A 25,951-nucleotide genomic window follows, 5' to 3' on the forward strand; every position below is an offset into this window, starting at 1 on the left:
GCGTCCCTTTCATCCGGGCGCTGGCCCGCTCCTTGCGTCCAACCGGGCTCGATCTTTGTCCATGGACCCTGCGCCCCGCCAGAGGTGATCGTGGGCGGGACGTGAGCGAGAGGACGCGATGAACGGGTTCAGGGTCGGCGAGGACGATTTCGAGGTGGACGGGCGGCCGGTGCGGCTGCTGTCCGGTGCCATGCACTACTTCCGGGTGCACGAGGCGCAGTGGGGTCACCGTCTCGCGATGCTGCGGGCGATGGGCCTGAACTGTGTGGAGACGTACGTCCCGTGGAATCTGCACGAGCCGTGTCCGGGCACGTATCGCGACGTCGAGGCGCTCGGCCGGTTCCTGGACGCGGCGCACGAGGCGGGTCTGTGGGCGATCGTGCGGCCGGGCCCGTACATCTGCGCGGAGTGGGAGAACGGTGGGCTTCCGCACTGGTTGACGGGGGCGGTGGGGGCGCGGGCGCGGACACGTGACGAGGAGTATCTGGGGCATGTGGGCCGCTGGTTCCGGCGGGTGTTGCCGCAGGTCGTGGGGCGTCAGTGGCACCGGGGCGGTCCGGTGATCATGGTGCAGGTCGAGAACGAGTACGGCAGTTACGGCTCGGACGGCGTGTATCTGCGGCGGCTCGCGGATCTGCTGCTCGCGGAGGGTGTGGAAGTGCCGTTGTTCACGTCCGACGGGCCCGAGGACCACATGCTGACCGGGGGGTCGATTCCCGGGATCCTGGCGACGGCCAACTTCGGTTCGGGTGCCCGTGCGGGTTTCGCGACGTTGCGCAGGCATCGGCCGAAGGGGCCGCTGATGTGCATGGAGTTCTGGTGCGGCTGGTTCGACCACTGGGGTGCGGAGCATGTGGCGCGGGGTGCGGAGGACGCCGCGGGGGCGCTGCGGGAGATCCTGGAATGCGGTGCGTCGGTGAACCTGTACATGGCGCACGGCGGGACGAACTTCGCGGGCTGGGCGGGCGCCAACCGTGGCGGTGGTTCGCTGCACGACGGTGAGCTGCAGCCGGATGTCACGTCGTACGACTATGACGCGCCCGTCGACGAGTTCGGCCGGGCGACGCCCAAGTTCTGGGCGTTCCGGAAGGTCCTCGCGGAGTACGCGTCCGCTCCCCTGCCGGAGCCGCCTGCGCCGCCGCCGTCGCTGGAGGAGCCCGTGTCGGCGGTCCTGTCGGAGTGGGCGCCGTTGGACGCGGTCCTGGACGCGCTCGGCTCACCGGAGGCCGAGTATGCCGTTCCGCCGACGTTCGAGGAGCTGGACGTGGACCGCGGTCTGGTGCGGTACGCGGTGACGGTGCCGGGGCCGCGCGAGCCGTATCCGCTGAGTGTGCGGGGGCTGCGGGACCGGGCGGTGGTGTACGTCGACGGGGTGCGGGCCGGCGTTCTCACCGAGGGCACGCCCACGCTGCTGGACCCGGTGGCGGGGCACGCGCGCGTGGAGCTGTGGGTGGAGTCCTTGGGGAGGGTCAATTACGGGCCGCGAACGGGTGAGTCCAAGGGGATCACCGGGGGGATCCTGCACGAGCGGCAGTATCTGCACGGGGTGCGGGCGCGGGCGTTGCGCCTGGACGCGTTCGACGTGCCGTCGGCGGTGCGGGGGATTGCTTCGGCGGGTGCCGGTGAGGGGCGGCCCGGCCTGTACCGGGGCACGGTGGAGGTCCACTCCCCCGGTGACGCGTCCCTCGGCCTGCCGGGCTGGACGCGCGGCTTCGTGTGGGTGAACGGCTTCAACCTGGGCCGGTACTGGTCGGCGGGCCCGCAGACGACGCTGTACGTGCCGGGTCCGGTGCTGCGGGCGGGGGCGAACGAGGTGTGGGTGCTTGAGCTGGAGGAGAGCGGGGGGACGGTCCGGCTGGCGTGAGCTTCCCGCTACGACTGGGCCCGCCCCCTCCACAGGAGAGGGGGCGGGCCCGTTTCGCAGGTCGGGTTCTCAGACCTCCCTCACCTCGAACGCGTCGAGGACGAACTCCGCCTTGCCGTCGTCCCCGGTCTTGCGCAGGCCCACCCAGGCCTCGCCCTTGGCGGGGGCGGTGAACTCGTAGGAGTGCGTGGTGGGTGCGGTGGCGATCGGGAGGTCCTCGCGGTCGAGTTCGCGGGGTGCCGGTTCGTCGACGGCGGTGATCCAGGCGTACTGGCCCGCCTTCTCGTTCTCGTACCGGAAGGAGACCCGGTACCGCTTGCCGGGTTCGAAGCGGACGGTGTGCGGGACGGTGCGGTACACGAGTCCGGTGTTCTCGCCGCGTGACTTCAGGGAGTTCGTGCCGTCGATGACGTCGTCGATCGCCTTGCCGTTCCAGCCGCGCTGCGTGTACGGGGCGTGGCGCTGCGCGATGTGGGTGCGCGGGTCGGTGACGTCGCCCGCGTCGCCCTTCACGAAGGGGCCCCAGCCCTGCGGGACGTGTTCGAAGTCCTCGTGGACGAGGGTGGCGCGGGGCAGTGTGGCGGGGCGCGGGGTTGCGACGATGCGTACGTTGTCGAAGCGCACGCGCGCGTCGCCCGCCGCGGCGCGCAGCGTCAGCTCGGCCGTGCCGCCGCCTTCGGGGACGGTGAAGTGGGTGAACATGCGCTGGAAGCGGGTGCCGTGTTTGCGGTCGGCGGCGACGTAGTTGCCCGCGGTGGAGGTGTCGGTGGAGTTGGTGGCGGTGATGCCGTCGGCGGTGCGCACTTCCAGGGAGGCGGTGCGCCGCTCCCCCGGCTTCTCGCCGACCTCGACCTGCACGGACGCGACGTAGGTGCCGGCCTTGAGGCGGGCGAGGCGCTGCCCGACGGAGACCGCGCCGCCCGCACCGATGACCAGTTCGTGGTCGCCGAGGGCGCTGAGCCGCACCGTGGCGGGGCCGCTGACCTTCCAGCCTGCCAGGGACCCGGAGTGGAAGCTCGGGTCGTGCAGGGGGGTGCCCTGGCCCCAGTGCGGGTCGGGCAGGGCCGCGGCGCGCTCTCGGTGGAGGACGTAGGGCTGCTTCGGCTCTGCCTTGAGGGTGACTTTTCCGGCCGCTACGGAGACGTACGTTTCGAAGACGCGCCCTTGGTCGGTGAGCCGGTACAGCGCCACGCGGGAGCGGCGTGCCCAGCCGCGGGGCAGCTGCCAGGTGCTCGTGCCTCCGGAGGGGTTGTAGTGGTACAGCTTGGCGGGGTCGTGTGCCGTGCGGGGTTCCCAGGGCAGGAGGTAGCGGCCGTCTTCGTAGACGACGTTTCCGTCCGTGGTGATGCGGCGTTTCCCGGTGGCGTCGGAGACCGTGGTGGCCGCTCCGGACCGCTTGTCTCCGTAGAAGGTGATTTCGTGCTCGTCCCACTTCTTGATGGGGTACGCCTGGAGGTACTTGGCGGGCAGTGAGTGGGTCCAGATGAGGTCGTAGAAGGCGTGCCAGTCGGTCTTGCCGACCCAGCCCTCGAAGTTGCCCATGCGGGCCACGCCGAGGAGGGTGGGCCATTTGTCGGCGAAGACGTCCTTCTGGTGGTTGCGGACGAAGCGGATGAGGCGGGAGTTGATGCCGCGGGAGGTGTCGCCGCCGTAGTCGGTCTCGGTGGCCCAGTGCGACCAGATCGCGGAGCGTTCGAAGCCGTGGCCCCACTCCGTGGTGATGGTCCAGCCCTGTTCGCGGAAGGCGCGCTGGAGGCGGTCGGAGGTCCAGCCGGACTCGCGGAACACGTCGATGTAGAGGGCGTTCAGGCCGGGGTGCGTCTGGGCGCGCAGGTCGGCGAAGCGTTTGACGATGTCCCCGGAGACGAGGTCGCGGCGCTGGTCGATGCGGTAGCTCTGGTCGAGCCAGTCCCACTGTTCGTTGTTCTTGTCGACGAGCTTGTCGGAGAACGCGTTGGCGACGGGGTACGACTCGGTGGCGTTGACGTGCACGCTGAAGTCGCTGTTCCACTTTGTGCCCTCGCGGACCAGGGTGTTGAGGTCGTCGAGGCCGCCCGCGCGCGTGTTGTAGTTGTCCGCGTAGTCGGGGTGGGCGGAGTCGTGGCCCTCGGACTGGTAGCCCTTGAGGAGCGTGTACTGGCGCAGGCCGTCGGTCGCCAGGTGGATGCGCTTGACGTTGTCGAGGGTGGCGAGGAACGGGTTGGTGGCCTGCGAGGCGAAGTTGAAGGGGATGTGCGGGACGACCCGCAGGTGCTGCTCGTCGGCGCCGAGGGGGGTGACCATGATGTCGCGGAAGGCGATGGCGGCGTCCTGCCAGTCGACCTTGCCGTCGCCGTTGCGGTCGCCGGTGATGACGACGGTGGCGTACGGGAGGGGTTCGGTGGCGTCCACGGGGGCGGTCGCGGCGCGGTGCGTCCACTGTCCGGGGCTCAGCCGGGCCTCTACGTAGTCGGCGTTTTCGGTGGGCCGCACCGTCTCGCGCCACAGGCGGCCGTTCTCCCAGGTGGTGCCGGCCTCGGAGGTGGGCTTGTCGTAGACGGTGTTCGTCTCGACGGCGCCGCCGAGCCGGTCGTGCGCGACGACGGCGTACGCGCATCCGGTCGGCGCCTGCGCGGGCGTGTCCTTCGTGGGCTGTACGAGGGTGTCGCCGCTCTTGGCCTTGTCGAGCTGCACCCTGGCGGCGAGGAGGGCGGCGCCGGGCTGGTCGCTGCGTACGGCGAGGAGGGTGAGTCCGGGGATGCGCAGGGTCCCGACGCGCAGCGCGGCCGTGTCGGCGATCTTCGTGACGCGCCAGTGGACCTGCCGGCCCTCGACCGTGATCTCCACGTCGATCCGGGTGCCGCCGTCGAAGGTCAGGACGTACGCGGCGCGTGAGCGGCTCGTCGTGACGGTGACCTTCGGGGTGTGCTCGGCCTCGTCGATGAGGACGGTGGCGGGGGTGTCCGCGCGGCCGTGCAGCACGGCGCGGGTCGCGCGGTCGGTGTACGAGACGATGCTCGGGAAGACGGTGGCGACGCGCACGTCGAGGTCTTTCGAGCGCAGGACCACCTCGTCGGCGTGGGGCCCGGCGGGGGCACCCCGGCCCCTGGTCGCGCCCTGGGCGAACGCGCTGCCGCCCGCGCCGAGCGCGGCCCCCACCCCGGCGATCGCGCCGGTGGCGACCACGACTCGACGGCTCGGTCCTGACCTGTCTGACGGCGGCATGCGGCACCCCTCCACGGGACGGAATTCGTGCCGCTCACCATGCGTCGGGTGGGGTGGACGCGCCCATGGACAAAGGAGGGACAGGTCTTGGACTAACCGTCGGGACCTCACGGCGTGGCATGAGGTCCCGACGACGTCCGGTCTCAGAGCTGTGCGGCCGCCGTGGCTATGGTGCTCGCGAAGGTCGACACCTCGGTGTAGACGCCGGGGTACTGCGGCCGCGCGCAGCCGTTGCCCCAGCTGACGATGCCGACCTGGATGTACGCGCCGGTGTCGTCCTTGCGGAACATGGGGCCGCCCGAGTCGCCCTGGCAGGTGTCCACGCCGCCCTGGGCGAGCCTGCCCGCGCAGATCTCCTCGCCGGGCGTCAGCTCGTTGCCGTAGGCGGCCTGGCAGTCGGCGTCACTGACGAACGGGACGGTCGCCTTCATGAGGTAGCGCTGCTGGGCGCCGCCTTCCCTGGTGGCGCCCCAGCCCGCGACGGTGAAGTCGCCCTTGTTGTACGTGGTGTTCTTGGCGATCTTCAGGGTGGGCAGGTCGATCGGCTTCGCCAGCTTGATGAGCGCCCAGTCCTTGCCCTTGCCGTTGTAGCCGGGGGCCTGGAGGACCTTGGTGGACTTCACCTTGATCGCGGAGCTGCTCTGCAGGTCCACGGTGCCGGCGGTCGCGGCGATGCTGGTGTTGTTGCCGGAGCCGTCCACACAGTGGGCGGCGGTCAGCACGATGTTCTGCGCGTACAGCGCGCCGCCGCAGCCCATCGAGAGACGGACCATGAACGGGAACTCGCCCTGCTGGGCGCGGGTGCCGCCGACGACACTCTCGCTCGGCTGCGGGCCCGGGTGCGGGGCCGCCTGGGCGGCCACGGGCTGAAGGCTGACGGTGGCGAGCGCGATCGCTCCGAGGGTGGCGGCTCTCTTGACTCCACGCATCTTGGTCTTCAACTGACTCTCCTTGGTGGGGGGTTCGCGGGGCGGTGCACGCGTGACGAACCCTGCCGTCCCGGTCGCGCCGTCGCCGGAATGCGCGTGGGTGACATGTGCCCGCCAAAGCGTTGTTGCGGATTATGGAGATCGGTGTCCGCTCAGGACAAGGGGCCGTTTCCGGCCAGATCCGTCGAGCGGGGTGGCCCGCGACGCGTACGAGGCCCGTACAACAGGGCGCGACGCCCGTAGAGTGGTGGGCGATTCGCGGTGTCCCGGTGGAGTCCTCAGGGGGTGCGGATGTGACGGTCACCGGCGGTCCGGTCGTGCACGGCTACCCCCATCTGGAGACCGTGCGCGCCGCTGTCACAGCGCTCTACAAACGCCTGTCGTACGACACCGTGCACTCCTTCGACACCAGCGTGGCCCCCGCCGACGTGGCCTTCGGCGACCACGACGACCTGCACCTCGGCGCGCAGCGGGTGGCCCGCGAGATGGTCCGGCACCTGCATCTGCCGGACGCCCGGATGATCGTCGGCTTCCGCGACATGCAGCACGCCGCGTCCGTCGAACTCGCCGCCGGGCCCGAGTACTTCATCGAGCTCAACGACCGTTTCCGCACGCACCGCAGGGACATCGGCGCGGCCCTCGCCCACGAGGTCATGCACGTGTACCTGCACCGGCTCGACCTGTCGTTCCCCGGCACGCGCGACAACGAGATCCTGACCGACACCGCCACCGCCTACCTGGGCGCGGGCTGGCTGCTGCTCGACGCCTACCGCGAGGACGGCGCCTCCTCGCAGAAGCTCGGCTATCTGACCCCCGAGGAGTTCGGATACGTCCTGGCCAAGCGGGCGTTGGCGTTCGGCGAGGCGCCGGAGACGTGGTTCACCAGCGCGCAGGCCTACACGGCGTACACGAAGGGGCTCGCCCAGGCCCGCCGCGACGAGCAGCAGCCGCCGCTGGCGGCCGCGGGGTGGGCGGGGCGGCGGCGGTACGCGAAGGACCGGCGGTACGCGCGTGACCACGGGTCGGCGGTACGGGCCGGGGCCGCGGGGACGAACGGCGGGGTCGGGTCGTCCGGGGCGGCCGGTGTGAACGGGGCGTACAGCTTCTCCGGCGACGGTCTCGGCGCGCTCCGCGTGACGTTCCCCTGCCCCACCTGCCACCAGCGGATCCGGGTGCCCGTGCGGGGGCGGATGCGGGTGCGGTGCACGCTGTGCCGGACGGTGCTGGAGTGCGACACGTGACGGACGACGTCCGGGCTCTCAGTCCTGCGACCAGTGCCCGGGACGGTGGAGTGCGTCGGGAAGCTTCGTGCGGTCGTCGCCCTTGGCCGCGTTCACCTGCGACTGGGTGAGGAAGAGCGCGCCGGTCAGGTCGGCGCCGCGCAGGTCCGCGTCGCGGAAATCCGCGCCGATGAGGTCGGCCGCCCGCAGGTCGGCGTCGCGCAGATCGGCGCCGATGAGGTACGCGCCGCGCAGGTCGACACCCATGAGGTCGGCGCCGGTGAGCCGCGCGCCGATGAGGTCGGCGCCCCTGCGGTCCCACTTCTTGCCGCCCTTGCCGGCCTTGCCGCCGCGACCGCGCTTGCCGCCCTTCGCACCGCCGCCGCCCTGGCCGCGGTGCTCGGCGCGGACGAGTTCGCTGGTGCGCAGCAGGAGCGTGTTGACGACCTGGCGGTGGGCGGCGACGTCCGTCCCCGCGACCTCGTCAGGGCTGCCCTGGGCCAGCCGCTCCGTGTCCGCGAGAACGCGCTTGAGGTCGGCGGCGAGCGGCCGGGTCTGCGGGTAGGTGAGCGCCTCGGTCAGGTACCAGAGCAGTTCGTGGATCTGCCGCATGAGCGGGAAGACCTCGAACATCTGCCGCGCGGTGGCCGGATCCCGACGCCAGTCGCGCCCCTCGAAGGTGCCCTGGGAGACCCGCTGCCCCGCGCCGAAGCAGTCGTACACGGTGCAGCCCCGGTACCCCTTGTCCCGCAGGTCGCGGTGGATGCCGCACCGGAAGTCCTCCGCGAGGTTGCCGCAGGGCTTCCCCGCGTCCTTGTTCACGGGGAAGTCCGCGGACTTGGAGAAGGTGAGCGCCACGCAGCACAGCCCGGAGCAGCTGCCGCAGTCGGCGCGCAGGGCCGCGCGGTCGTCGTCGAGCAGGCGCAGGGCGCCGGGTTCGCGCTCCGGTGTCATCGGGCGGGCTCCTTGTCACGCGCCCGCGGCCTCGGGAAAGGCCGCGGGCGGCTCTCGTACGGGTACGACGGGGGTGCGGCGTCAGGCCGCGGAGCGGCGGCCTCCCTGCGCCCCGCCACCGGCGCGACCGCGGCGGGCACGGCCACCGCCACCGCTGCCGCCGGTACCGGCGGAACCGCTCCTGGCCTGGCCGCCCTGGCTCTGTCCGCCCTGGCCCTGGCCCTGACGGGGAACCCTGCGCTGGCCCTGCCCCTGGCCCTGGCCCGCGGCGGCGCCACCGGCGCCACGGGGACGGCGGCGGCGTTGAGCGGCGCCTCCGCGTGCGGCGGGCTGCTGCTGCGGCTGCGGCACCTCGATGACGACCGGCACGCCGGAGGGCTCGCGCGCCCCGGTGATCCGCACGAGCTCCTCGTCGGAAGAGGTGACGCGCGCCGTGTTCGGCCGGATCTCGGCGTCGGTCATGAGCCGCGTCATCTCGCGCTTCTCGTCGGGCAGGACGAGGGTGACGACGCTGCCGGACTCGCCCGCGCGAGCGGTGCGGCCGCCGCGGTGGAGGTAGTCCTTGTGGTCGGTGGGCGGGTCGACGTTGACGACGAGGTCGAGGTCGTCGACGTGGATGCCGCGGGCCGCGACGTTCGTCGCGATCAACGCGGTGACCTGGCCGTTCTTGAACTGGTCGAGGGTCCGGTTGCGCTGCGGCTGGGAGCGTCCGCCGTGCAGTCCGGAGGCGCGGACGCCGTTGGCGAGGAGCCGCTTGGTGAAGCGGTCCACGGCGCGCTTGGTGTCCAGGAACATGATCACGCGGCCTTCGCGGGCGGCGATGCGCATGGCGACGGCCTTCTTGTCCGTCTCGTCGGCGACGTAGAGCACGTGGTGCTCCATCGTCGTCACCGCACCCGCGGACGGGTCGACGGAGTGCACGACGGGATCGGTCAGGAACATCCGTACGAGCCGGTCGATGTTCTTGTCGAGCGTCGCCGAGAACAGCATCGTCTGGCCGCCCTGCTCGACCTGCTTGAGCAGCGCCGTGACCTGCGGCATGAAGCCCATGTCGGCCATCTGGTCGGCCTCGTCGAGGACGGTGACGCGGACTCGGGACAGGTCGCAGTCGCCGCGCTCGATGAGGTCCTTGAGGCGGCCGGGGGTGGCGACGAGGACCTCGGCACCGCGGCGGAGCGTGCTCGCCTGGCGGGTGATGGAGAGGCCGCCGACGACGGTGGCGAGGCGGAGGTTGACCGCCGTCGCGTACGGGGTGAGCGCGTCCGTGACCTGCTGGGCCAGCTCGCGCGTGGGGACCAGGACCATGGCGAGCGGCGACTTCGGCTCGGCGCGGTGTCCTGCCGTGCGGGCGAGGAGGGCCAGGCCGAAGGCGAGGGTCTTGCCGGAGCCGGTCCGTCCGCGGCCAAGGATGTCGCGCCCGGCGAGGGAGTTGGGGAGCGTGGCGGCCTGGATCGGGAAGGGGTCGGTGACTCCCTGGGCGGCCAGCGTCTTCAGGAGGGCCTCGGGCATGTCGAGGTCGCCGAAGGCCTCGACGGCGGGCAGGGCGGGCGTGACGCTCTCGGGCAGGGCGAACTCGCCGCCCTGGGCCGGCTTCGGCCTGCGGCTGCCGGACTTCCTCGCGGAGTTCGCGGCGCCCTTCGCCTGGCCGGACGGCCGTCCCCTGCCGCCTGCGCTGCCGCCCGCGTTTCCGCCGGAGGTGGCGGGGCGCTTGCGGGCGGGGCGTGCCGGGCGTTCGGAGCGGTTCATGCAGTAATGCCTTCCTGGTCGCTGGACTTCCGGACCTCTGAGCCGGTGCGGCTCTGGGCCCGGTTGGGCCCGATGACAGCGCAAGCCGAGGCCCGCACCTTCCGGTGCGGGCCTCGGCTGTGAGGTTCGCGCGCTGCGACGATCAGGCAGGAACGATGTTCTCGGCCTGCAGGCCCTTCTGGCCCTGGGTCACCTCGAAGGAGACCTTCTGGCCCTCGAGGAGCTCACGGAAGCCCGAGGACGCGATGTTCGAGTAGTGGGCGAAGACGTCGGGGCCGCCGCCGTCCTGCTCGATGAAGCCGAAGCCCTTTTCCGAGTTGAACCACTTAACGGTGCCGGTTGCCATGTCAATCTCCTCAACAGGGGCAGTGAATGGAGACACACCGAATTGCGTGACTCCAGCGCTGCAATGACCCCCATACCGGAGAGAACCGGAAAAACAATAATGCGCCCTCGGAGCATTCCCGTCAGGCGCACATAAAGTTCATGGGTACCAAAACTGCAACACATAACCCTAACATGCTCACGGTCCGGCTCGCACGGCGGCTCCTCGCGCACGCCCCTTCCCCCCTCAAGATCACGTCGCTACCTTCGGCCTAACAATCGCTTGGTAGGCCGCAGGAAGGCGGACCGATGCGTATCTCCCGTACCCGTACCGCAACCGGACTGGCGATCTCCGCGCTCGCCCTGGGCACGCTGCCCGCCTGGGCGGCCCCCTCGGAAGCCGCCGCGCCCACGGCACCCCGCCACACGGCCACCGCCTCCGTGGCCGACGGCCGCCAGATCCCCCTCCAGGGCGCGGTCAACGTCCGGGACGTCGGTGGCTACCGGACGTACGACGGAGAGCGCGTCCGCGAAGGACGCGTCTACCGCGCCGACGGCCTCAGCGAACTCACCGACGCCGACCTCGGCACGCTCGCGACGCTCGGCCTGACGAAGGTCATCGACTTCCGGGTGCCCGCCGAGGTGCAGTACGACGGGGTGGACCGGCTGCCCGCCGGGCTCTCCCCCACCGCACGGCCGATCACCGACAACGGCCTGTTCACCCGGCTGCTCACCGCCATCGGCTCCCGGGACCCGGTCAAGCAGGAGGAGATGCTCGGCAACGGCAAGGCGGCCGCGTTCATGCGCGACGTCTACCGCACGTTCGTCACCGACGCGACCAACCGCGCGCAGTTCGCGGCGACCCTGCGCGACGTCGCCGCGAGCCGGTCGCCGCTGCTCTACCACTGCACCTCCGGCAAGGACCGCACCGGCTGGACGACGTATCTGCTGCTGCGTCTCGTGGGCGTCCCCGAGCGGACCGCGGCCGGCGACTACCTGGCCTCCAACACCTACCGGGCCGCGTACGACGCGAAGGTCCGCGAGGCGCTGAAGCAGGGCGGGCTCATGCAGAACCCGGACCTGATCATCCCCCTCCAGGAGGTCCGCGCCGACTACCTCGACACGGCACTCACCGAGGCAACACAGCGTTACGGCGGCTTCCAGGGCTACCTGACGAAGGGGCTCGGCCTGGACGCCCGCACGATCCTGCAGTTGCGCGACCGCATGGTGGGCTAGCCGCCCGCGGAGACGTTCGCGGGGGCGGCGATCCCGCTCGCCCGCGCCGCCGCGAGCCACGCGGGGAACTCGCCCACCAGCCGGTCGTAGAGCTCGTCGTCCGGCACCGCGAGCGGGTCCTCGCCCGCGTGGAAGAACCCCGCGTTGTCGACCGGGCGCTTGGCGGGGACGACCAGTTCGTCGAGCTTGCGCAGATAGTCGAACTGCTTGCTCTTCGGGTCGCCGAACCCTATGAACTGCCAGAACAGAGGGAGCCTCGCCGCCTTGCACAGATAGCGCTCGGCGGCGAGCTTGTTGATGGGACCGCCGTCGGTCTGGAAGACGACAAGGGCGGGCGCGGTGGAACCGCTCTCTACGTAGTGGTCGATCACGGCGTCCATCGCCAGGTGGTAGCTGGTCTTCCCCATGTGCCCGAGCCCGGCGACGATCTCGTCGACGCGGCCGCGGTGGTTGTCCAGCGCGATGTCCGTCACCGCGTCGACGTCGGTCGAGAAGAAGACGGTGGGCACGACCCCGTCGTCGTCCAGGTGCGCGGAGAGGCCGAGGACGCGGTCGGCGAGGGCCTGGACGCTGCCGTCCTTGTAGTACGGCTTCATGGAACCGGAGTAATCGACGACGAGGTAGACGGCGGCCCGCACCCCGTCCAGGCCGTGTTTGCGCAGGGAGACCCCGGCGCTCTTGTACAGGCTGACCAGAGCCGGCGCCGAGTCCTCCACCTTGCGCAGACTGATCGCGGATCCCATGTCCCGCCCCGCCCTTCCACCTTGCACATATGACTGCTAGACACATGCCGATTCGGCACGTACGGACCTACGGAGGATGACATGAACCATGGCCTGGACGGCAGAGTCGTGCTCATCACCGGGGCCGGGCGGGGGCAGGGCGCCGCGGAGGCGCGGCTCTTCGCGGCGGCCGGGGCGCGGGTCGTGGTGACGGACGTGCGGGAGGAGGAGGGCCGCGAGGTCGCCGGATCGCTGGGCGGGCAGGGCCTGTTCGTACGTCACGACGTCACGGACGCGGAGAGCTGGGGGTCGGCCGTGGCGGGGGCGCTCGGTGCGTTCGGGCGGCTCGACGTCCTGGTCAACAATGCCGCGCTGTGGCGGACGGCGTCCGTGGAGGACGAGACGTACGCGAACTTCGAGGAGTTGGTGCGGGTCAATCTCCTGGGGCCCTTCCTGGGCATCCAGGCGGTGCTGCCCGCGCTGAAGGAGACGGGCGGCGGGTCGGTCGTGAACGTGTCGTCGACGGCGGGGCTCGTCGGCATCCCGGGGCACGCGGCGTACGGGTCGACGAAGTTCGGGCTGCGGGGGCTGACCCGTTCCTCGGCGCTGGACCTGGCGAAGTACCGGGTGCGGGTCAACTCCGTGCATCCGGGGGCGGTCGACACGCCGATGATCTCCGCCGCCTCCGCCGGGCGGGACTGGTCGCACCTGCCGCTGGGCAGGATGGGCCGCCCGGAGGAGGTCGGGGAGCTGGTGCTGTTCCTGGCGTCGGACGCGTCGTCGTACGTCACGGGGGCGGAGTTCACCGTGGACGGTGGGTCGACGACGGGGTGACGGCGGGGTGACGGCGCAGGTGGTGGGTCAGTGGCGGTCGGACAGGTACACCGAGCGCAGCTTGAGGCGGTCGGTCGCGGGCCTGCCGTGCGGGCGCAGCGTCCAGGAGTCGCCGGTGCAGTCCGGCTCGGTGAACACCATCGCCCACACGTCGGTGTCGTTGTGCGGGGCGAACGCGGGCTCGGAGGCGCCCGGGTCGGCGACCTCGGGGAGCGTGAGGCAGCCGGGGCTCTGCGGGTCGTGGAGGGTGATGGACTGCGGGTGACCGTCGGGACCGACGAACTTGTAGGAGAAGTCGCCGGTGGCGGCGGTCGCGGAGGTCGGCAGGGTGACGACGAGGGCGAATGCGGCGAGGGGGGCGGCGAGGGTGTGGCGGAGGCGCATGGGGTCCGTTTCGGTGAGGGGGCCGGACGCGGTGGGCGTCCGGTGGCGGGGGTGGGCGGACCCGTCGTTGCGTGACGGGCCCTGGCCCGCTCTCCCCGGTCGCCGTGGTGCGTATGCGCGGTGTCACCCGTGCGGGGCTGGGGAATCGATCCTGCGACGTCCGGTCGGCCTACCGTCGTCCTGTCCGCCCGGCGGGGCGGGGGCTTTCGGGTGCGGGCCCGTCGTGGCTGATCGCGCAGTTCCCCGCGCCCCTGAGGTCACACCGCCTGCCCGGCGACGACTGCCAGGGCCCGCCCCTGTCCGCCCCGGGGGCAGGGGGTCTTCGGGTGCGGGTGCGTCGTGGCTGATCGCGCAGTTCCCCGCGCCCCTGAAGCACGACCGGTCGCCCGGCGATGAGCCCGCGCCCCCGAGGCAGGCGCGAACCGGCGCCCGGCGACGCCCCCTCGCCCCGAGGCACGAACCGTCGTCCGGCGGCGATCCGCGTGCCCCGGGTGTGGCCGCGGGTTGCTCGGTGTTTATGTTTCCGGCTGGTCCTGGAACGCCGGCAGCATGAAGATGCGGGTCTTCGCGTCGTCGTCCATCAGCTCTACGAGCGGCATGACCAGGTCCCAGAGGTTCTGTTTGTCGACCTCGCGGGCCAGGGCGTCCAGGTCGGGGGTGGGCAGTGTGCCCGCCGTGTCGGCGACGGTCTTGCGGGAGTCGGCGGGCAGCGCGTCCACCAGGGGCAGGAACTCCGCCCAGAGGGTCGTGGCGGCGACCGCGCGGACCACGCCGGCGAGCACGTCCGTGTCTCTCAGTGACGGGAGTTCAGCCACCGTGCGCCGTTCCTCCTCGCTCAGCAGCGCGACCAGCGGCAGCAGGGACTCCCAGAGGTCCTGGTCCGCCACCGTCAGGACGAGGGTGTCCAGGTGGTCCCGGGGCTGGGCCGCGGTGAGGGAGGCGATGCGGGCGCGTCGGGACCCGGGCACCATGCCCGCGACGGCCAGCGCTTCGGGCCAGAGGCCGGATGCGGGCGCGGAGGCGATGATCGACGCCAGGCGTTCCTCGCCCAGGAGGTCGATGATGTGGCCGAGTCGTTCGGGGGCGTCGATCACGTAACCGGTTCGGAGGACCGTCGCGTCGTCGATCTGCGGCAGGATCCGGCGCAATGCCGCGTCGGAGAGGTGGCCGACGAAGCGGCCCATCGTGAGGTGGTCGCCGCGTTCGGCGAGGGCGACGGCGATGCGGACGACCAGGTTCTCGTCGAGGCGGCCCACGATGCCCTCGATACGGCGCGGGTCGAGGTGGGCGCAGGACTCCGCGGTGAACGTCACCGGAAGCTTCTCGATGATGTCGGCGGCGCGTGCGGGGTCGAGGCGTCCCGCGACGGCGGCGGCCAGGCGCGGGCCGAGGGCTTTCTGCGAGATGGCGGCCGCGACCCCCGAGGGGACGAGCTTGGTCGCCGCCGCGATGCGGTCGAGCATGTCGGGGGCCCGGTCGAAGAGCGCCGCGACGGTCTGGGCGCGGAAGCGGCGTACGTCGTCGACGGGGAGGCCCTGCAGGAAGGTGAGGGCGTGCGGTTCGATGTCGAGCAGGTGGGCGATCTTGAGGGTCTCCGCCCTGCCGCGCAGTTTGTCCATGGTGACTCCTGACTCCTGTCGGCCGACACAGGCCCTAGCGGAAGAGGATGCGGCGGAAGGGGCCGCGGGCCAGGGCGGGCACGAGTTCGAGTGCCTTCTCGGCGGCCTCGTTCAGGCCCGCGGCGCGGCTCTCGCGCTGCCGCTCCAGTGCGTCGGCCAGTGCGGTCAGGTGCTGGGGCGCCAGCTGTGCGAAGGATTCCGGTGGGTCGTCGCGCAGTTCGCCGGCGAGTCGGTCGCGTGGTTCCCGCGCTTCGGTGGTCACGTCGCCTCCCGGGGTGGCGTGTCGGCCGGGGTCGGAAACCGAGAGTGGCGCCGCTTTGACTAATAGTCAATAGCGGCGCCACCCAGACGGAGACGCGGGCCTCAGCCCTTGACGGCTCCCGCCGCCAGGCCCGAGCCGAGCTTCCGGTGGACGATCACGAAGAAGATCATCACCGGTACGGTGACGAGCGTGGAGCTGGCCATGACCGGGCCCCAGGCCGTGGAGTTCTCACCGAAGAACTGGTAGATGCCCACGGCCGCCGTGTACTTGTCGCTGCCCTTCATGAACGTGTACGCGAACACGAACTCGTTCCACGCCGTGATGAACGCGAAGATGGACGTGGCGACGAGCCCCGGCGCGACCAGCGGAAGCAGCACCGACCAGAACATCCGCGGCCAGGACGCCCCGTCGATGTAGGCGGCCTCCTCGACCTCCTTGGGGATGGTGGCGACGAAGCCGCGCAGCGTCCAGATCGCGAAGGGGAGCGAGAGGGCGATGTAGACGATGCTCAGGCCCAGCAGGGAGTTGAGCATGTCGTAGTCCCGCATCTGGATGAAGAGCGGGATGACGAGGGCCTCCAGCGGCACCATCTGCACGATCAGGATCATGATCAGCACGGAGGTGCGGAAGCGGAACTTGAACCGTGCCACCGCGATAGCGGCGAAGAGCGCGAGCAGCGCCGCCGCGACGATCGTGGCGAGGCCGACGATCGCCGAGTTCAGCAGGTACGTGCCGAAGTTCCCCTTGTCGAAGACGAACTCGAAGTGCTCGAAGCTGATCCCGCTGGGCAGGACGTCCGAGCCGCGCAGCGACGCCTTCGGGTCGAGCGCCGTGGAGACCATCCAGTAGACGGGGAAGAGCGTGAAGAGGAGGAGTCCGATGACCGCGGCCGGCAGGCCGATGCGTGAGGCGAGTGTGGTGCGGCGGGTCGTGGTCACAGGTCCTCCTCCCCCTGGCGGAACAGCGTGCGGATGTAGACGACGGTGATGGCCAGGAGCAGCACGGTCAGCAGGACCGCCGCCGCGGCGCCCGTGCCGTAGTCGTTCTTGGCGAAGGCCTGGATGTACGAGAAGACGCCCAGGTTGTAGACCTCTTCGTTGGAGCCGTCGCCGCCGGGTTGCAGGTACACCTGGGTGAAGACCTTGAAGTCCCAGATCGTGGAGAGGATGGTCACCACGAGGAAGACGGGCTTGATGGTCGGCACGGTGATGTTCCAGAACCGCTGCCAGGCGTTGGCGCCGTCCAGTTCCCCGGCTTCGTACAGCTCCTTGGGGATCGTCAGAAGTCCCGCGAAGACGGTGATGGCGACGAACGGGAAGCCGTGGTGGACGACGTTGAGCGTGGCGATGGCGTAGAACGGGCCGCGCTCGGTGAACCAGTTGGTGGTCTCCGGGTCGATCAGGCCGACCGATCCCGCGATCTGGCTGACCATGCCGTCCTGCGGCTGGAAGAGCCAGATCCATACGTACGTGCCCGTCACCGCCGGCATGGCCCAGGCGGCGAGGATCGCGATGGAGCAGATCATCCGCCAGGTGGCGCCGAGGCGGTTGAGGAGCAGTGCGACGAGGGTGCCGAGCGCGACGGTGAGGCCGACGCAGGCGAAGGCGAAGAAGACGGTGTTGGGCAGGACCGTCTTCCACAGCAGGCTGCTGGTGAGCAGGTCGCTGTAGTGGTCGAAGCCGGTGAACGTGCCGACGCCGCCGCCGAACTTGACCTCGTAGTCCTGCAGGGAGAGCTTGCCGACCTGGATCAGCGGCCACAGGAGCAGGCCCGCGAGGACCACGAGGGAGGGCGCGAGGAGGAGCCAGGGGCGGGTGAGTGTGATGAGTTTCTTGCGGCGGCGGGCCGCTTCGGCGCCGCCGTCGGGGGGCCGGGGACCGCGGGGAGCCGGGATCTTCGGCTCCCCGCTGACGAGCGTGTCTTTCACGGTAAGTCCTTCACAGTGCCGAACTCGCCCTTGTCTACTCGTCCTTGGCGAAGATCGCGTCCATGTCCTTGGCCGCCTTGTCCGCCGCTTCCTTCACGGACGCCTTGCCGGTGAGGATCGACTGGACCATGCCGGGGATGACCTTGGAGGCCTGGATCTCGCCGTACGCCTTGGTCTTCGGGACGGTCGCGCCGGCTTCCAGCATCTGCTTGGCGAAGGGCTCGACGAGCGGGTCCTTCTTCACCTCGATCTTCTTCAGTTCGGAGTTCTGGCCGGGGAAGTAGTTGGTCTCCTCGGCCCACTTGGCGGCGAACTCGCCGGTGGTCACCATCTTCACGAACTCCCAGGCGAGATCCTTCTTGTCCGTGTTGAAGGTGGACAGGTAGGAGCCGCCGAGGAAGGACTTGCTCATGCCGCCGTTCTGGCCAGGGATCGGCACCGCGCCGAGCTTGCCCTTGAGGTCGGGGTTGTTGTCGACGATGGCCTTCGGGGTCCAGTTGCCGCCGATGGCCATGGCGATCTCGCCCTTGTTCCAGGCGTCGCCGACCTCCTTCTCGGTCCAGGTGTTGACCTTGGCCGGGGAGACCTTGTCCTTGGTGGCGAGGCCGGTGTAGAACTCGAGGCCCTTGATGGCGTCGGGCGAGTTCACGCCGGACTTCCACTTGCCGCCGGACTCGGTGGCGAGTTCGCCGCCCGCACCCCAGATGAAGGGGGCCGCGAACATCTCGGCGCCGCCCGCGACGGGGAAGGAGACGAGCTTGGGCTCCTTCTCCTTGAGCGTCTTGGCGGTCTCCTGGAGCTCCTTCCACGTGGTCGGGGGCTTCAGGTCGTGCTTCTCGAAGATGTCCTTGCGGTAGACGATCGAGCGGACGCCCGCGTACCAGGGCATGCCGTACTGCTTGCCGTCGAGCGTGCCCGCGTCCTTGAGGCCCTCGACGAGGTCGTCGTTCAGGCCCGACTTCTTCACTTCGTCCGTGACGTCGACGAGGGCGTCGGTCTCGGCGAACTGCGGCACCCAGGTGGTGCCGACCTCCGCGACGTCGGGCACCTGGTCCGCGCCGCCCTCGATGGCGGTCGTGAACTTCTTCTGGGCGCTGGCCCACTGCTGGTACTCGACCTTGATCTTGGCGCCGGTCTTCTTGGTGAAGGCCTTCTCGGCCTCCTCGAAGAAGGGGCGCGCGTCGGGGTTGGTGCCCTCCATGATCCACACGGTGAGGGTCTTGCCCTTGCCGTCGGTGGCCTTGTCGCCCGAGTCGCCGTCATCCCCACCGCACGCCGTGGCGGTCAGTCCGAGACTCATGGCGATACAACCAGCGGCGATGACACGTCGATTCATGCCGGCCCCCTCCAGGTTCCGATTGGTGGGAGCGATTGTGGTCACACCAGACGGGAGCGGTCTAGACCCATTGGTATAAGCGGCCGAACCGTAATGAGGGTTGCGGGTGACGCAACATACGCTCATAGCATTGCGCCCCATGCAACGCTCTGGTCGCACAAACGGGCGTAAACGCCACGACGCCCGCCTCTGGTCCGGTCGGGGACGAGGCGGGCGTCGCTCAGTTCCGTACGCCGTTGTACGGGACGTATGAGGGGTCGTACGGGATCAACCGTACGGGGTCGGGCCGGTAGGGCCGTCAGACGGTCAGGGCGCGGTCCGTGGGGCGGATCGGGGCCGGCAGGTCGCTCGCGCCGGTGAGGAAGCGGTCCACGCCGCGCGCCGCCGAGCGGCCCTCGGCGATCGCCCACACGATGAGCGACTGGCCGCGGCCCGCGTCACCGGCGACGAAGACGCCGGGGACGTTCGTCTGGAACTCGCCGTCGCGCGCGATGTTGCCGCGCTCGTCGAGCTCCAGGGCGAACTGGTCCACGAGGCCGTTCTCTCGGTCGGTGCCGGTGAAGCCCATCGCGAGGGTGACGAGCTGCGCGGGGATCTTCCGCTCGGTGCCGGGCTTCGGGGTCAGCTTGCCCTCGATGAACTCCACCTCGACGAGATGCAGGAACTGGACGTTGCCGTCCTCGTCGCCCTCGAAGTGCGTGGTGTTGACGGCGTAGACCCGCTCGCCGCCCTCCTCGTGCGCGGAGGTGACCTTGTACAGCATGGGGAAGGTCGGCCACGGCTGGTGCGGGGCACGCTCCTCGCCCGGCTTCGGCATGATCTCCAGCTGCGTCACGGAGGCCGCGCCCTGGCGGTGGGCGGTGCCCACGCAGTCCGCGCCCGTGTCGCCGCCGCCGATGACGACGACGTGCTTGCCCTCGGCGGAGACGGGCGTGGTGACGTAGTCGCCCTCCTGGACCTTGTTGGCCAGGGGCAGGTACTCCATCGCCTGGTAGATGCCCTTGAGCTCACGGCCGGGGACGGGCAGGTCGCGGGCGGTGGTGGAGCCCGCCGCGATGACGACCGCGTCGTAGCGCCTGCGGAGCTTCGCCGCGTCGATGTCGCGGCCGATCTCCACACCGGTGCGGAACTTGGTGCCCTCCGCGCGCATCTGCTCGATGCGGCGGTTGATGTGGCGCTTCTCCATCTTGAACTCGGGGATGCCGTAGCGGAGGAGGCCGCCGATGCGGTCGGCGCGCTCGTACACGGCGACGGTGTGGCCCGCCCGGGTCAGCTGCTGGGCGGCGGCGAGACCCGCCGGGCCCGAGCCGATCACGGCGACGGTCTTGCCGGAGAGCCGCTCGGGCGCCTGCGGCTTGACGTCGTTGGCGTCCCACGCCTTGTCGATGATGGAGACTTCGACGTTCTTGATGGTGACGGCCGGCTGGTTGATGCCGAGTACGCACGCCGCCTCACAGGGCGCCGGGCACAGGCGGCCCGTGAACTCCGGGAAGTTGTTCGTGGCGTGCAGGCGCTCGGAGGCCGCCGACCAGTCCTCGCGGTACGCGTAGTCGTTCCACTCCGGGATCAGGTTCCCGAGCGGGCAGCCGTTGTGGCAGAACGGGATGCCGCAGTCCATGCAGCGCGAGGCCTGCTTGGAGATGATCGGGAGGAGCGAGCCGGGAACGTAGACCTCGTTCCAGTCCTTGACGCGCTCGCCGACCGGGCGGGTCTGCGCGACCTCGCGGCCGTGGTTAAGGAAGCCCTTGGGATCAGCCATTGGTCGCCGCCTCCATCATCTTCTCGGTGATCTCGGTCTCGGAGAGACCGGCTCGCTCGGCGGCGTCCTTGGCGGCGAGCACTGCCTTGTACGTGCTGGGGATGATCCTGCTGAAGCGGTCCACCGCGGTGTCCCACTCGGCCAGGAGCTTCTCGGCGACGGTCGAGCCCGTCTCCTCGTGGTGGCGGCGCACGACGTCGTGCAGCCACTGCTTGTCGGTCTCGTCCAGCGGCTCGACGGCCGCCAGGTTCCCGGCGTTGACGTTGTCGCGGTCGAGGTCGATCACGTACGCGATGCCGCCCGACATGCCGGCCGCGAAGTTGCGGCCCGTCTCGCCGAGGATCACCGCGTGACCACCGGTCATGTACTCGCAGCCGTGGTCGCCCACGCCCTCCGAGACCACCGTCGCACCCGAGTTGCGGACGCAGAACCGCTCACCGGTGCGGCCGCGCAGGAACAGCTCGCCGCCGGTCGCGCCGTACGCGATGGTGTTGCCCGCGATCGTGGAGTACTCGGCGAGGTGGTCGGCGCCTCGGTCCGGGCGGACGATGATCCGGCCGCCGGAGAGGCCCTTGCCGACGTAGTCGTTGGCGTCGCCCTCCAGGCGCAGTGTCACACCGCGCGGCACGAACGCGCCGAACGACTGGCCCGCGGAGCCGGTGAAGGTGATGTCGATGGTGTCGTCGGGCAGACCCGCGCCGCCGAACTTCTTCGTCACCTCGTGGCCGAGCATGGTGCCGACCGTGCGGTTGATGTTGCGGATGGCGACCTGCGCGCGGACCGGGTGGGCGTCCGTCGCGCTGGACGCGGCGAGGGCGTCGGCGGCGAGCTTGATCAGCTCGTTGTCGAGCGCCTTCTCCAGGCCGTGGTCCTGGACCGTGACCTGGTGCCGGACGGCGCCCGCCGGCAGCGCCGGCACGTGGAACAGCGGCTCCAGGTCGAGGCCCTGCGCCTTCCAGTGGCTGACGGCCTTCTCGGTGTCGAGGAGCTCGGCGTGGCCGACGGCCTCCTCGATGGAGCGGAAGCCGAGCTCGGCGAGGAGCTCGCGGACCTCCTCGGCGATGAACTCGAAGAAGTTGACGATGTACTCGGCCTTGCCGGAGAACCGCTCGCGCAGCGCCGGGTTCTGCGTGGCGATGCCGACCGGGCAGGTGTCCAGGTGGCAGACGCGCATCATGACGCAGCCGGAGACGACGAGCGGCGCGGTCGCGAAACCGAACTCCTCGGCGCCGAGCAGCGCGGCGATGATGACGTCGCGGCCGGTCTTCAGCTGGCCGTCGGTCTGCACGACGATGCGGTCGCGCAGGCCGTTGAGCAGCAGCGTCTGCTGGGTCTCGGCGAGGCCGAGCTCCCAGGGGCCGCCCGCGTGCTTCAGGGAGGTCAGCGGGGAGGCGCCGGTGCCGCCGTCGTGGCCGGAGATGAGGACGACGTCCGCGTGGGCCTTGGAGACGCCCGCGGCGACCGTGCCGACGCCGACCTCGGAGACCAGCTTGACGTGGATCCGCGCCTGCGGGTTCGCGTTCTTCAGGTCGTGGATCAGCTGGGCGAGGTCTTCGATGGAGTAGATGTCGTGGTGCGGCGGCGGCGAGATGAGGCCGACGCCGGGCGTCGAGTGACGCGTCTTCGCGACCCACGGGTAGACCTTGTGGCCGGGCAGCTGGCCGCCCTCGCCGGGCTTGGCGCCCTGCGCCATCTTGATCTGGATGTCGTCGGCGTTGACGAGGTACTCGCTGGTCACACCGAAGCGGCCGGAGGCGACCTGCTTGATGGACGAGCGGCGCGCCGGGTCGTACAGGCGCTCCGGGTCCTCGCCGCCCTCACCGGTGTTGGACTTGCCGCCCAGCTGGTTCATGGCGATGGCGAGGGTCTCGTGCGCCTCCTTGGAGATGGAGCCGTACGACATGGCGCCGGTCGAGAACCGCTTGACGATCTCCGAGACGGGCTCGACCTCGTCGATGGAGATCGGCTTGCGGCCGGACTTGAAGCCGAAGAGTCCGCGGAGCGTCATCAGGCGCTCGGACTGCTCGTTCACGCGGCCCGTGTACTGCTTGAAGATGTCGTAGCGGCGGCCGCGCGTGGAGTGCTGGAGGCGGAAGACCGTCTCGGGGTCGAACAGGTGCGGCTCGCCCTCGCGGCGCCACTGGTACTCGCCGCCGATGTCGAGGGCGCGGTGCGCGGAGGGGACGCCGGAGGCGGGGTAGGCCTTGGCGTGCCGGGCGGCGACCTCCTGGGCGATGACGTCGAGCCCGGCGCCGCCGATCTTCGTCGTCGTGCCGCTGAAGTACCGCTCCACGAAGGCGGATTCGAGACCGACGGCCTCGAAGACCTGGGCGCCGCGGTAGGAGGCGACGGTGGAGATGCCCATCTTGGACATGACCTTCAGGACGCCCTTGCCGAGGGCGTAGATGAGGTTGCGGATGGCCTGTTCGGCGCCGCCGTCGACGGACTCCAGGAAGGTGCCCGCGCGGACGAGGTCCTCGACGGACTCCATCGCGAGGTAGGGGTTGACGGCCGCGGCGCCGTAGCCGATGAGGAGGGCCACGTGGTGGACCTCGCGGACGTCGCCCGCCTCGACGAGCAGGCCCACCTGGGTGCGCTGCTTGGTGCGGATGAGGTGGTGGTGGACGGCCGAGGTGAGCAGCAGCGAGGGGATCGGCGCGTGCTCGGCGTCGGAGTGCCGGTCGGAGAGCACGATCAGGCGGGCGCCTGCCTCGATGGCGGCGTCGGCCTCGGTGCAGATCTCGTCGATGCGGGCGGCGAGGGCGTCGCCGCCGCCGCCGACGCGGTAGAGGCCGGAGAGCGTCGCGGCCTTCATGCCGGGCATGTCGCCGTCGGCGTTGATGTGGATGAGCTTGGCGAGCTCGTCGTTGTCGATCACCGGGAAGGGCAGGGTGACGCTGCGACACGACGCGGCGGTCGGGTCGAGCAGGTTGCCCTGGGGGCCCAGCGAGCTGTGCAGCGAGGTGACGAGCTCTTCACGGATGGCGTCCAGCGGCGGGTTGGTGACCTGCGCGAACAGCTGCGTGAAGTAGTCGAAGATCAGCCGTGGGCGGGCGGAGAGGGCCGCGATGGGGGTGTCCGTGCCCATGGAGCCGAGCGGCTCGCCGCCGGTCTTGGCCATCGGCGCGAGGATGATGCGGAGCTCTTCCTCGGTGTAGCCGAAGGTCTGCTGGCGGCGCGTGACGGAGGCGTGCGTGTGCACGATGTGCTCGCGCTCGGGCAGGTCGGACAGCTCGATCTCGCCGGCCTCCAGCCACTCCTGGTACGGCTTCTCGGCGGCGAGGCCGGCCTTGATCTCGTCGTCCTCGACGATGCGGTGCTCGGCGGTGTCGACGAGGAACATGCGGCCGGGCTGGAGGCGGCCCTTGCGGACGACCTTGGCGGGGTCGATGTCGAGGACGCCGACCTCGGAGCCGAGGACGACGAGGCCGTCGTCGGTGACCCAGTAGCGGCCTGGGCGCAGACCGTTGCGGTCGAGGACCGCGCCGACCTGCGTGCCGTCGGTGAAGGTGACGCAGGCGGGGCCGTCCCAGGGCTCCATCATCGTGGAGTGGTACTGGTAGAAGGCGCGGCGTGCCGGGTCCATGGAGGCGTGGTTCTCCCAGGCCTCCGGGATCATCATCAGCACGGAGTGGGGCAGCGAGCGGCCGCCGAGGTGGAGGAGTTCGAGCACCTCGTCGAAGGACGCGGAGTCGGAGGCGTCGGGCGTGCAGATCGGGAAGATCCGCTCCAGCTTGTCCGCCTGGCCGTCGGCGCCGAAGAGCTCGGAGGCGAGCTGCGACTCGCGGGCCCGCATCCAGTTGCGGTTGCCCTTGACGGTGTTGATCTCACCGTTGTGCGCGACGAAGCGGTACGGGTGCGCGAGCGGCCAGCTCGGGAACGTGTTCGTCGAGAAACGGGAGTGGACGAGCGCGACGGCCGTGGCGAAGCGGCGGTCGGACAGGTCGGGGAAGAAGGGCTCCAGCTGGCCGGTGGTCAGCATGCCCTTGTAGACGATGGTGCGGGACGACAGGGAGGGGAAGTACGTCCCCGCCTCGCGCTCGGCGCGCTTGCGCAGCACGAACGCCTTGCGGTCGAGAGCCAGGCCCTCGGTGTCACCGTCGGCGACGAAGATCTGCCGGAAGACGGGCATCGTCGAGCGGGCGGTGGCGCCGAGGAGCTCGGGGGCGACGGGGACGTCGCGCCAGCCGAGGACGGTCAGGCCCTCTTCGGAGGCGATCGTCTCGATCTGTGAGACGGCGCCGTCCGTGGTGCCCGCGGTGTCGACCGGCAGGAAGGCGATGCCGACGGCGTAGGCGCCGGCCGCGGGCAGCTCGAATCCGGCCACCTCGCGCAGGAAGGCGTCGGGAACCTGGAGCAGGATGCCCGCACCGTCACCCGAGTCCGGCTCGGAGCCGGTGGCGCCGCGGTGCTCGAGATTGCGCAGTACGGTCAGCGCCTGTTCGACCAGTTCATGGCTGGCCACACCGGTAAGAGTGGCCACGAATCCGACACCGCAGGCGTCGTGTTCGTTGCGGGGGTCGTACATGCCCTGGGGGGCGGGGCGACCGTCCATGGGCGACCAGGCGTGGGTACGCATCGGCACTCCCGTCGTCGTCGGGGCAACTACATGGGGCAAGGGACGACGTTGGCCCTGGCAAAATTTCGTGCAGATTACATGATGGAACGCTTCTCGAAAAGCGGATAGCTGGTTCCACCATGTGGACACCGCTCGTGGAGGTGGGAGCGGTACGGAGGGGACCTCTGCGGGCAGATCCATGACCGAAGGCCCGGCGCGGCACAGGCCTCATTGCCCGCAGCGCTTACGGCTCATGCCCAGTGATCACGGGTTCGAAACCGCCGAGTAACGACTACTTATGCAAGGTCCCGCATAGGCCTGCAAGGACTCATCCTGCGGCGGTACCGAACAGACTGCCCAGGGCGTACGTCACACCGGCGGCCGCCCCGCCGAGCGCGAGCTGCCGCAGACCGCTGAACCACCACGACCTCGCGGTCACCTTGGCCACCACCGCACCGCAGGCGAAGAGCCCGATGAACGCCAGCATCAGGGCGGGCCACAGCACGGTGGCACCCAGCAGATACGGCAGTACGGGGAGCAGGGCGCCCAGCGCGAACGAGCCGAAGGACGACACCGCGGCGACGGTCGGCGAGGGCAGGTCGCCCGGGTCGATGCCGAGCTCCTCGCGGGCGTGGATCTCCAGGGCCTGCTCGGGGTCCTTGGACAGCTGGCGGGCGACCTCGCGGGCCAGGTCGGGCTCGACGCCGCGCGAGACGTACAGCTCGGCGAGCTCCCGCTCCTCGTCCTGCGGGTGCTTGCGCAGCTCGCGCCGCTCCACGTCCAGCTCGGCCTGGACGAGCTCGCGCTGCGACGCCACCGAGGTGTACTCGCCCGCCGCCATCGAGAAGGCGCCCGCGGCGAGCCCCGCGAGACCGGTGATGACGATGGTCTCCCGCGACACGGCGCCGCCCGCGACGCCGGTCATCAGCGCGAGGTTGGAGACGAGCCCGTCCATCGCCCCGAAGACCGCGGGACGCAGCCAGCCGCCGTTCACATCGCGGTGCGTGTGGTTGTCGCGGTGCGCCTCGTGCAGTGCCGCTTCGGTCTCGATGATCGCCATGGTGGACCCCCTC

At 70.5% G+C, this 25,951-nt stretch carries 19 protein-coding genes; 4 read left to right on the top strand and 15 right to left on the bottom strand.

All coding sequences use genetic code 11. The features are described 5' to 3' along the window. Nucleotides 1–118: 118 nt before the first annotated feature. Nucleotides 119–1,864 (top strand): glycoside hydrolase family 35 protein, encoded by a 1,746-nt coding sequence (locus tag DEJ49_RS08615; RefSeq protein ID WP_150183572.1) that lies wholly within the window; start codon nt 119–121, stop codon nt 1,862–1,864. Nucleotides 1,865–1,933: 69 nt separating this feature from the next. On the opposite strand, the gene DEJ49_RS08620 is transcribed toward DEJ49_RS08615, so the two are convergent. Together DEJ49_RS08620 and DEJ49_RS08625 are read right to left on the bottom strand one after the other, a co-directional pair. Further along, on the bottom strand, nt 1,934–5,068 hold the full coding sequence (locus tag DEJ49_RS08620; RefSeq protein WP_150183573.1) for an endo-alpha-N-acetylgalactosaminidase family protein: 3,135 nt from the start codon (nt 5,066–5,068) through the stop codon (nt 1,934–1,936). A gap of 143 nt (nt 5,069–5,211) precedes the next feature. Further along, nucleotides 5,212–5,997, bottom strand: a complete 786-nt coding sequence (locus tag DEJ49_RS08625; protein ID WP_411757232.1) for a S1 family peptidase — start codon at nt 5,995–5,997, stop codon at nt 5,212–5,214. A gap of 293 nt (nt 5,998–6,290) precedes the next feature. Between DEJ49_RS08625 and DEJ49_RS08630 the strand changes: the two genes are divergently transcribed. After that, nucleotides 6,291–7,238: a hypothetical protein gene (locus DEJ49_RS08630; RefSeq protein WP_150183575.1), complete on the top strand. Its 948-nt coding sequence runs from the start codon at nt 6,291–6,293 to the stop codon at nt 7,236–7,238. A gap of 18 nt (nt 7,239–7,256) precedes the next feature. Here the strand turns inward: DEJ49_RS08630 and DEJ49_RS08635 are convergent, their stop codons facing one another. The 3 genes from DEJ49_RS08635 to DEJ49_RS08645 all read right to left on the bottom strand — a co-directional run bounded on the left by DEJ49_RS08635 (nt 7,257) and on the right by DEJ49_RS08645 (nt 10,263). After that, nucleotides 7,257–8,171, bottom strand: coding sequence for a pentapeptide repeat-containing protein (locus tag DEJ49_RS08635; protein WP_150183576.1), 915 nt, complete (start codon nt 8,169–8,171; stop codon nt 7,257–7,259). An 81-nt stretch (nt 8,172–8,252) separates the two neighbouring features. After that, the gene (locus DEJ49_RS08640; RefSeq protein WP_150183577.1) at nt 8,253–9,917 is read right to left on the bottom strand and encodes a DEAD/DEAH box helicase; all 1,665 of its coding nucleotides are present in this window, start codon (nt 9,915–9,917) and stop codon (nt 8,253–8,255) included. A gap of 142 nt (nt 9,918–10,059) precedes the next feature. Next, a complete protein-coding gene (locus tag DEJ49_RS08645; RefSeq protein WP_030362889.1) occupies nt 10,060–10,263 on the bottom strand; it encodes a cold-shock protein in 204 nt (67 codons plus the stop codon). Nucleotides 10,264–10,550: 287 nt separating this feature from the next. On the opposite strand from DEJ49_RS08645, the gene DEJ49_RS08650 reads away from it, so the two are divergent. Further along, nucleotides 10,551–11,477, top strand: a complete 927-nt coding sequence (locus DEJ49_RS08650; protein WP_150183578.1) for a tyrosine-protein phosphatase — start codon at nt 10,551–10,553, stop codon at nt 11,475–11,477. On the opposite strand, the gene DEJ49_RS08655 is transcribed toward DEJ49_RS08650, so the two are convergent. Further along, nucleotides 11,474–12,220: a VWA domain-containing protein gene (locus DEJ49_RS08655; RefSeq protein ID WP_150183579.1), complete on the bottom strand. Its 747-nt coding sequence runs from the start codon at nt 12,218–12,220 to the stop codon at nt 11,474–11,476. The genes DEJ49_RS08650 and DEJ49_RS08655 overlap by 4 nt on opposite strands. Before the next feature lie 81 nt (nt 12,221–12,301). Here DEJ49_RS08655 and DEJ49_RS08660 point away from each other — a divergent pair, with 81 nt between their 5' ends. Next, the gene (locus DEJ49_RS08660) at nt 12,302–13,033 is read left to right on the top strand and encodes an SDR family NAD(P)-dependent oxidoreductase (RefSeq protein WP_150183580.1); all 732 of its coding nucleotides are present in this window, start codon (nt 12,302–12,304) and stop codon (nt 13,031–13,033) included. Nucleotides 13,034–13,060: 27 nt separating this feature from the next. Here DEJ49_RS08660 and DEJ49_RS08665 read toward each other — a convergent pair whose 3' ends face one another. The 9 genes from DEJ49_RS08665 to DEJ49_RS08705 all read right to left on the bottom strand — a co-directional run bounded on the left by DEJ49_RS08665 (nt 13,061) and on the right by DEJ49_RS08705 (nt 25,938). Next, nucleotides 13,061–13,417 carry a hypothetical protein gene (locus DEJ49_RS08665; RefSeq protein ID WP_150183581.1) on the bottom strand — a complete coding sequence of 119 codons (357 nt, stop codon included), beginning with the start codon at nt 13,415–13,417 and terminating at the stop codon, nt 13,061–13,063. A 515-nt stretch (nt 13,418–13,932) separates the two neighbouring features. Next, entirely contained in the window at nt 13,933–15,036 is a 1,104-nt protein-coding gene (locus DEJ49_RS08670) for a hypothetical protein (RefSeq protein WP_150183582.1), read from the bottom strand. A gap of 34 nt (nt 15,037–15,070) precedes the next feature. Beyond that, the gene (locus DEJ49_RS08675) at nt 15,071–15,298 is read right to left on the bottom strand and encodes a hypothetical protein (RefSeq protein ID WP_150183583.1); all 228 of its coding nucleotides are present in this window, start codon (nt 15,296–15,298) and stop codon (nt 15,071–15,073) included. Between the two features lie 101 nt (nt 15,299–15,399). Next, on the bottom strand, nt 15,400–16,236 hold the full coding sequence (locus DEJ49_RS08680) for a carbohydrate ABC transporter permease (protein WP_150183584.1): 837 nt from the start codon (nt 16,234–16,236) through the stop codon (nt 15,400–15,402). Continuing rightward, on the bottom strand, nt 16,233–17,225 hold the full coding sequence (locus DEJ49_RS08685; protein ID WP_150183585.1) for a carbohydrate ABC transporter permease: 993 nt from the start codon (nt 17,223–17,225) through the stop codon (nt 16,233–16,235). Before DEJ49_RS08685 ends, DEJ49_RS08680 begins: the two co-directional genes overlap by 4 nt. Nucleotides 17,226–17,259: 34 nt before the next feature. Further along, on the bottom strand, nt 17,260–18,525 hold the full coding sequence (locus tag DEJ49_RS08690; protein ID WP_223832774.1) for a sugar ABC transporter substrate-binding protein: 1,266 nt from the start codon (nt 18,523–18,525) through the stop codon (nt 17,260–17,262). 334 nt (nt 18,526–18,859) lie between these two features. Continuing rightward, a complete protein-coding gene (locus tag DEJ49_RS08695) occupies nt 18,860–20,320 on the bottom strand; it encodes a glutamate synthase subunit beta (protein WP_150166708.1) in 1,461 nt (486 codons plus the stop codon). Next, the gene (gene gltB, locus DEJ49_RS08700; RefSeq protein WP_150183587.1) at nt 20,313–24,899 is read right to left on the bottom strand and encodes a glutamate synthase large subunit; all 4,587 of its coding nucleotides are present in this window, start codon (nt 24,897–24,899) and stop codon (nt 20,313–20,315) included. Before gltB ends, DEJ49_RS08695 begins: the two co-directional genes overlap by 8 nt. 307 nt (nt 24,900–25,206) lie before the next feature. Beyond that, complete coding sequence (locus DEJ49_RS08705) at nt 25,207–25,938, bottom strand: VIT1/CCC1 transporter family protein (RefSeq protein ID WP_150183588.1); 732 nt, start codon at nt 25,936–25,938, stop codon at nt 25,207–25,209. Between the last annotated feature and the right edge of the window lie 13 nt (nt 25,939–25,951).

Origin of the sequence: Streptomyces venezuelae, assembly GCF_008642335.1 — a bacterium.
In the GTDB taxonomy this organism is placed as follows: Bacteria; Actinomycetota; Actinomycetes; order Streptomycetales; family Streptomycetaceae; genus Streptomyces; species Streptomyces venezuelae_F.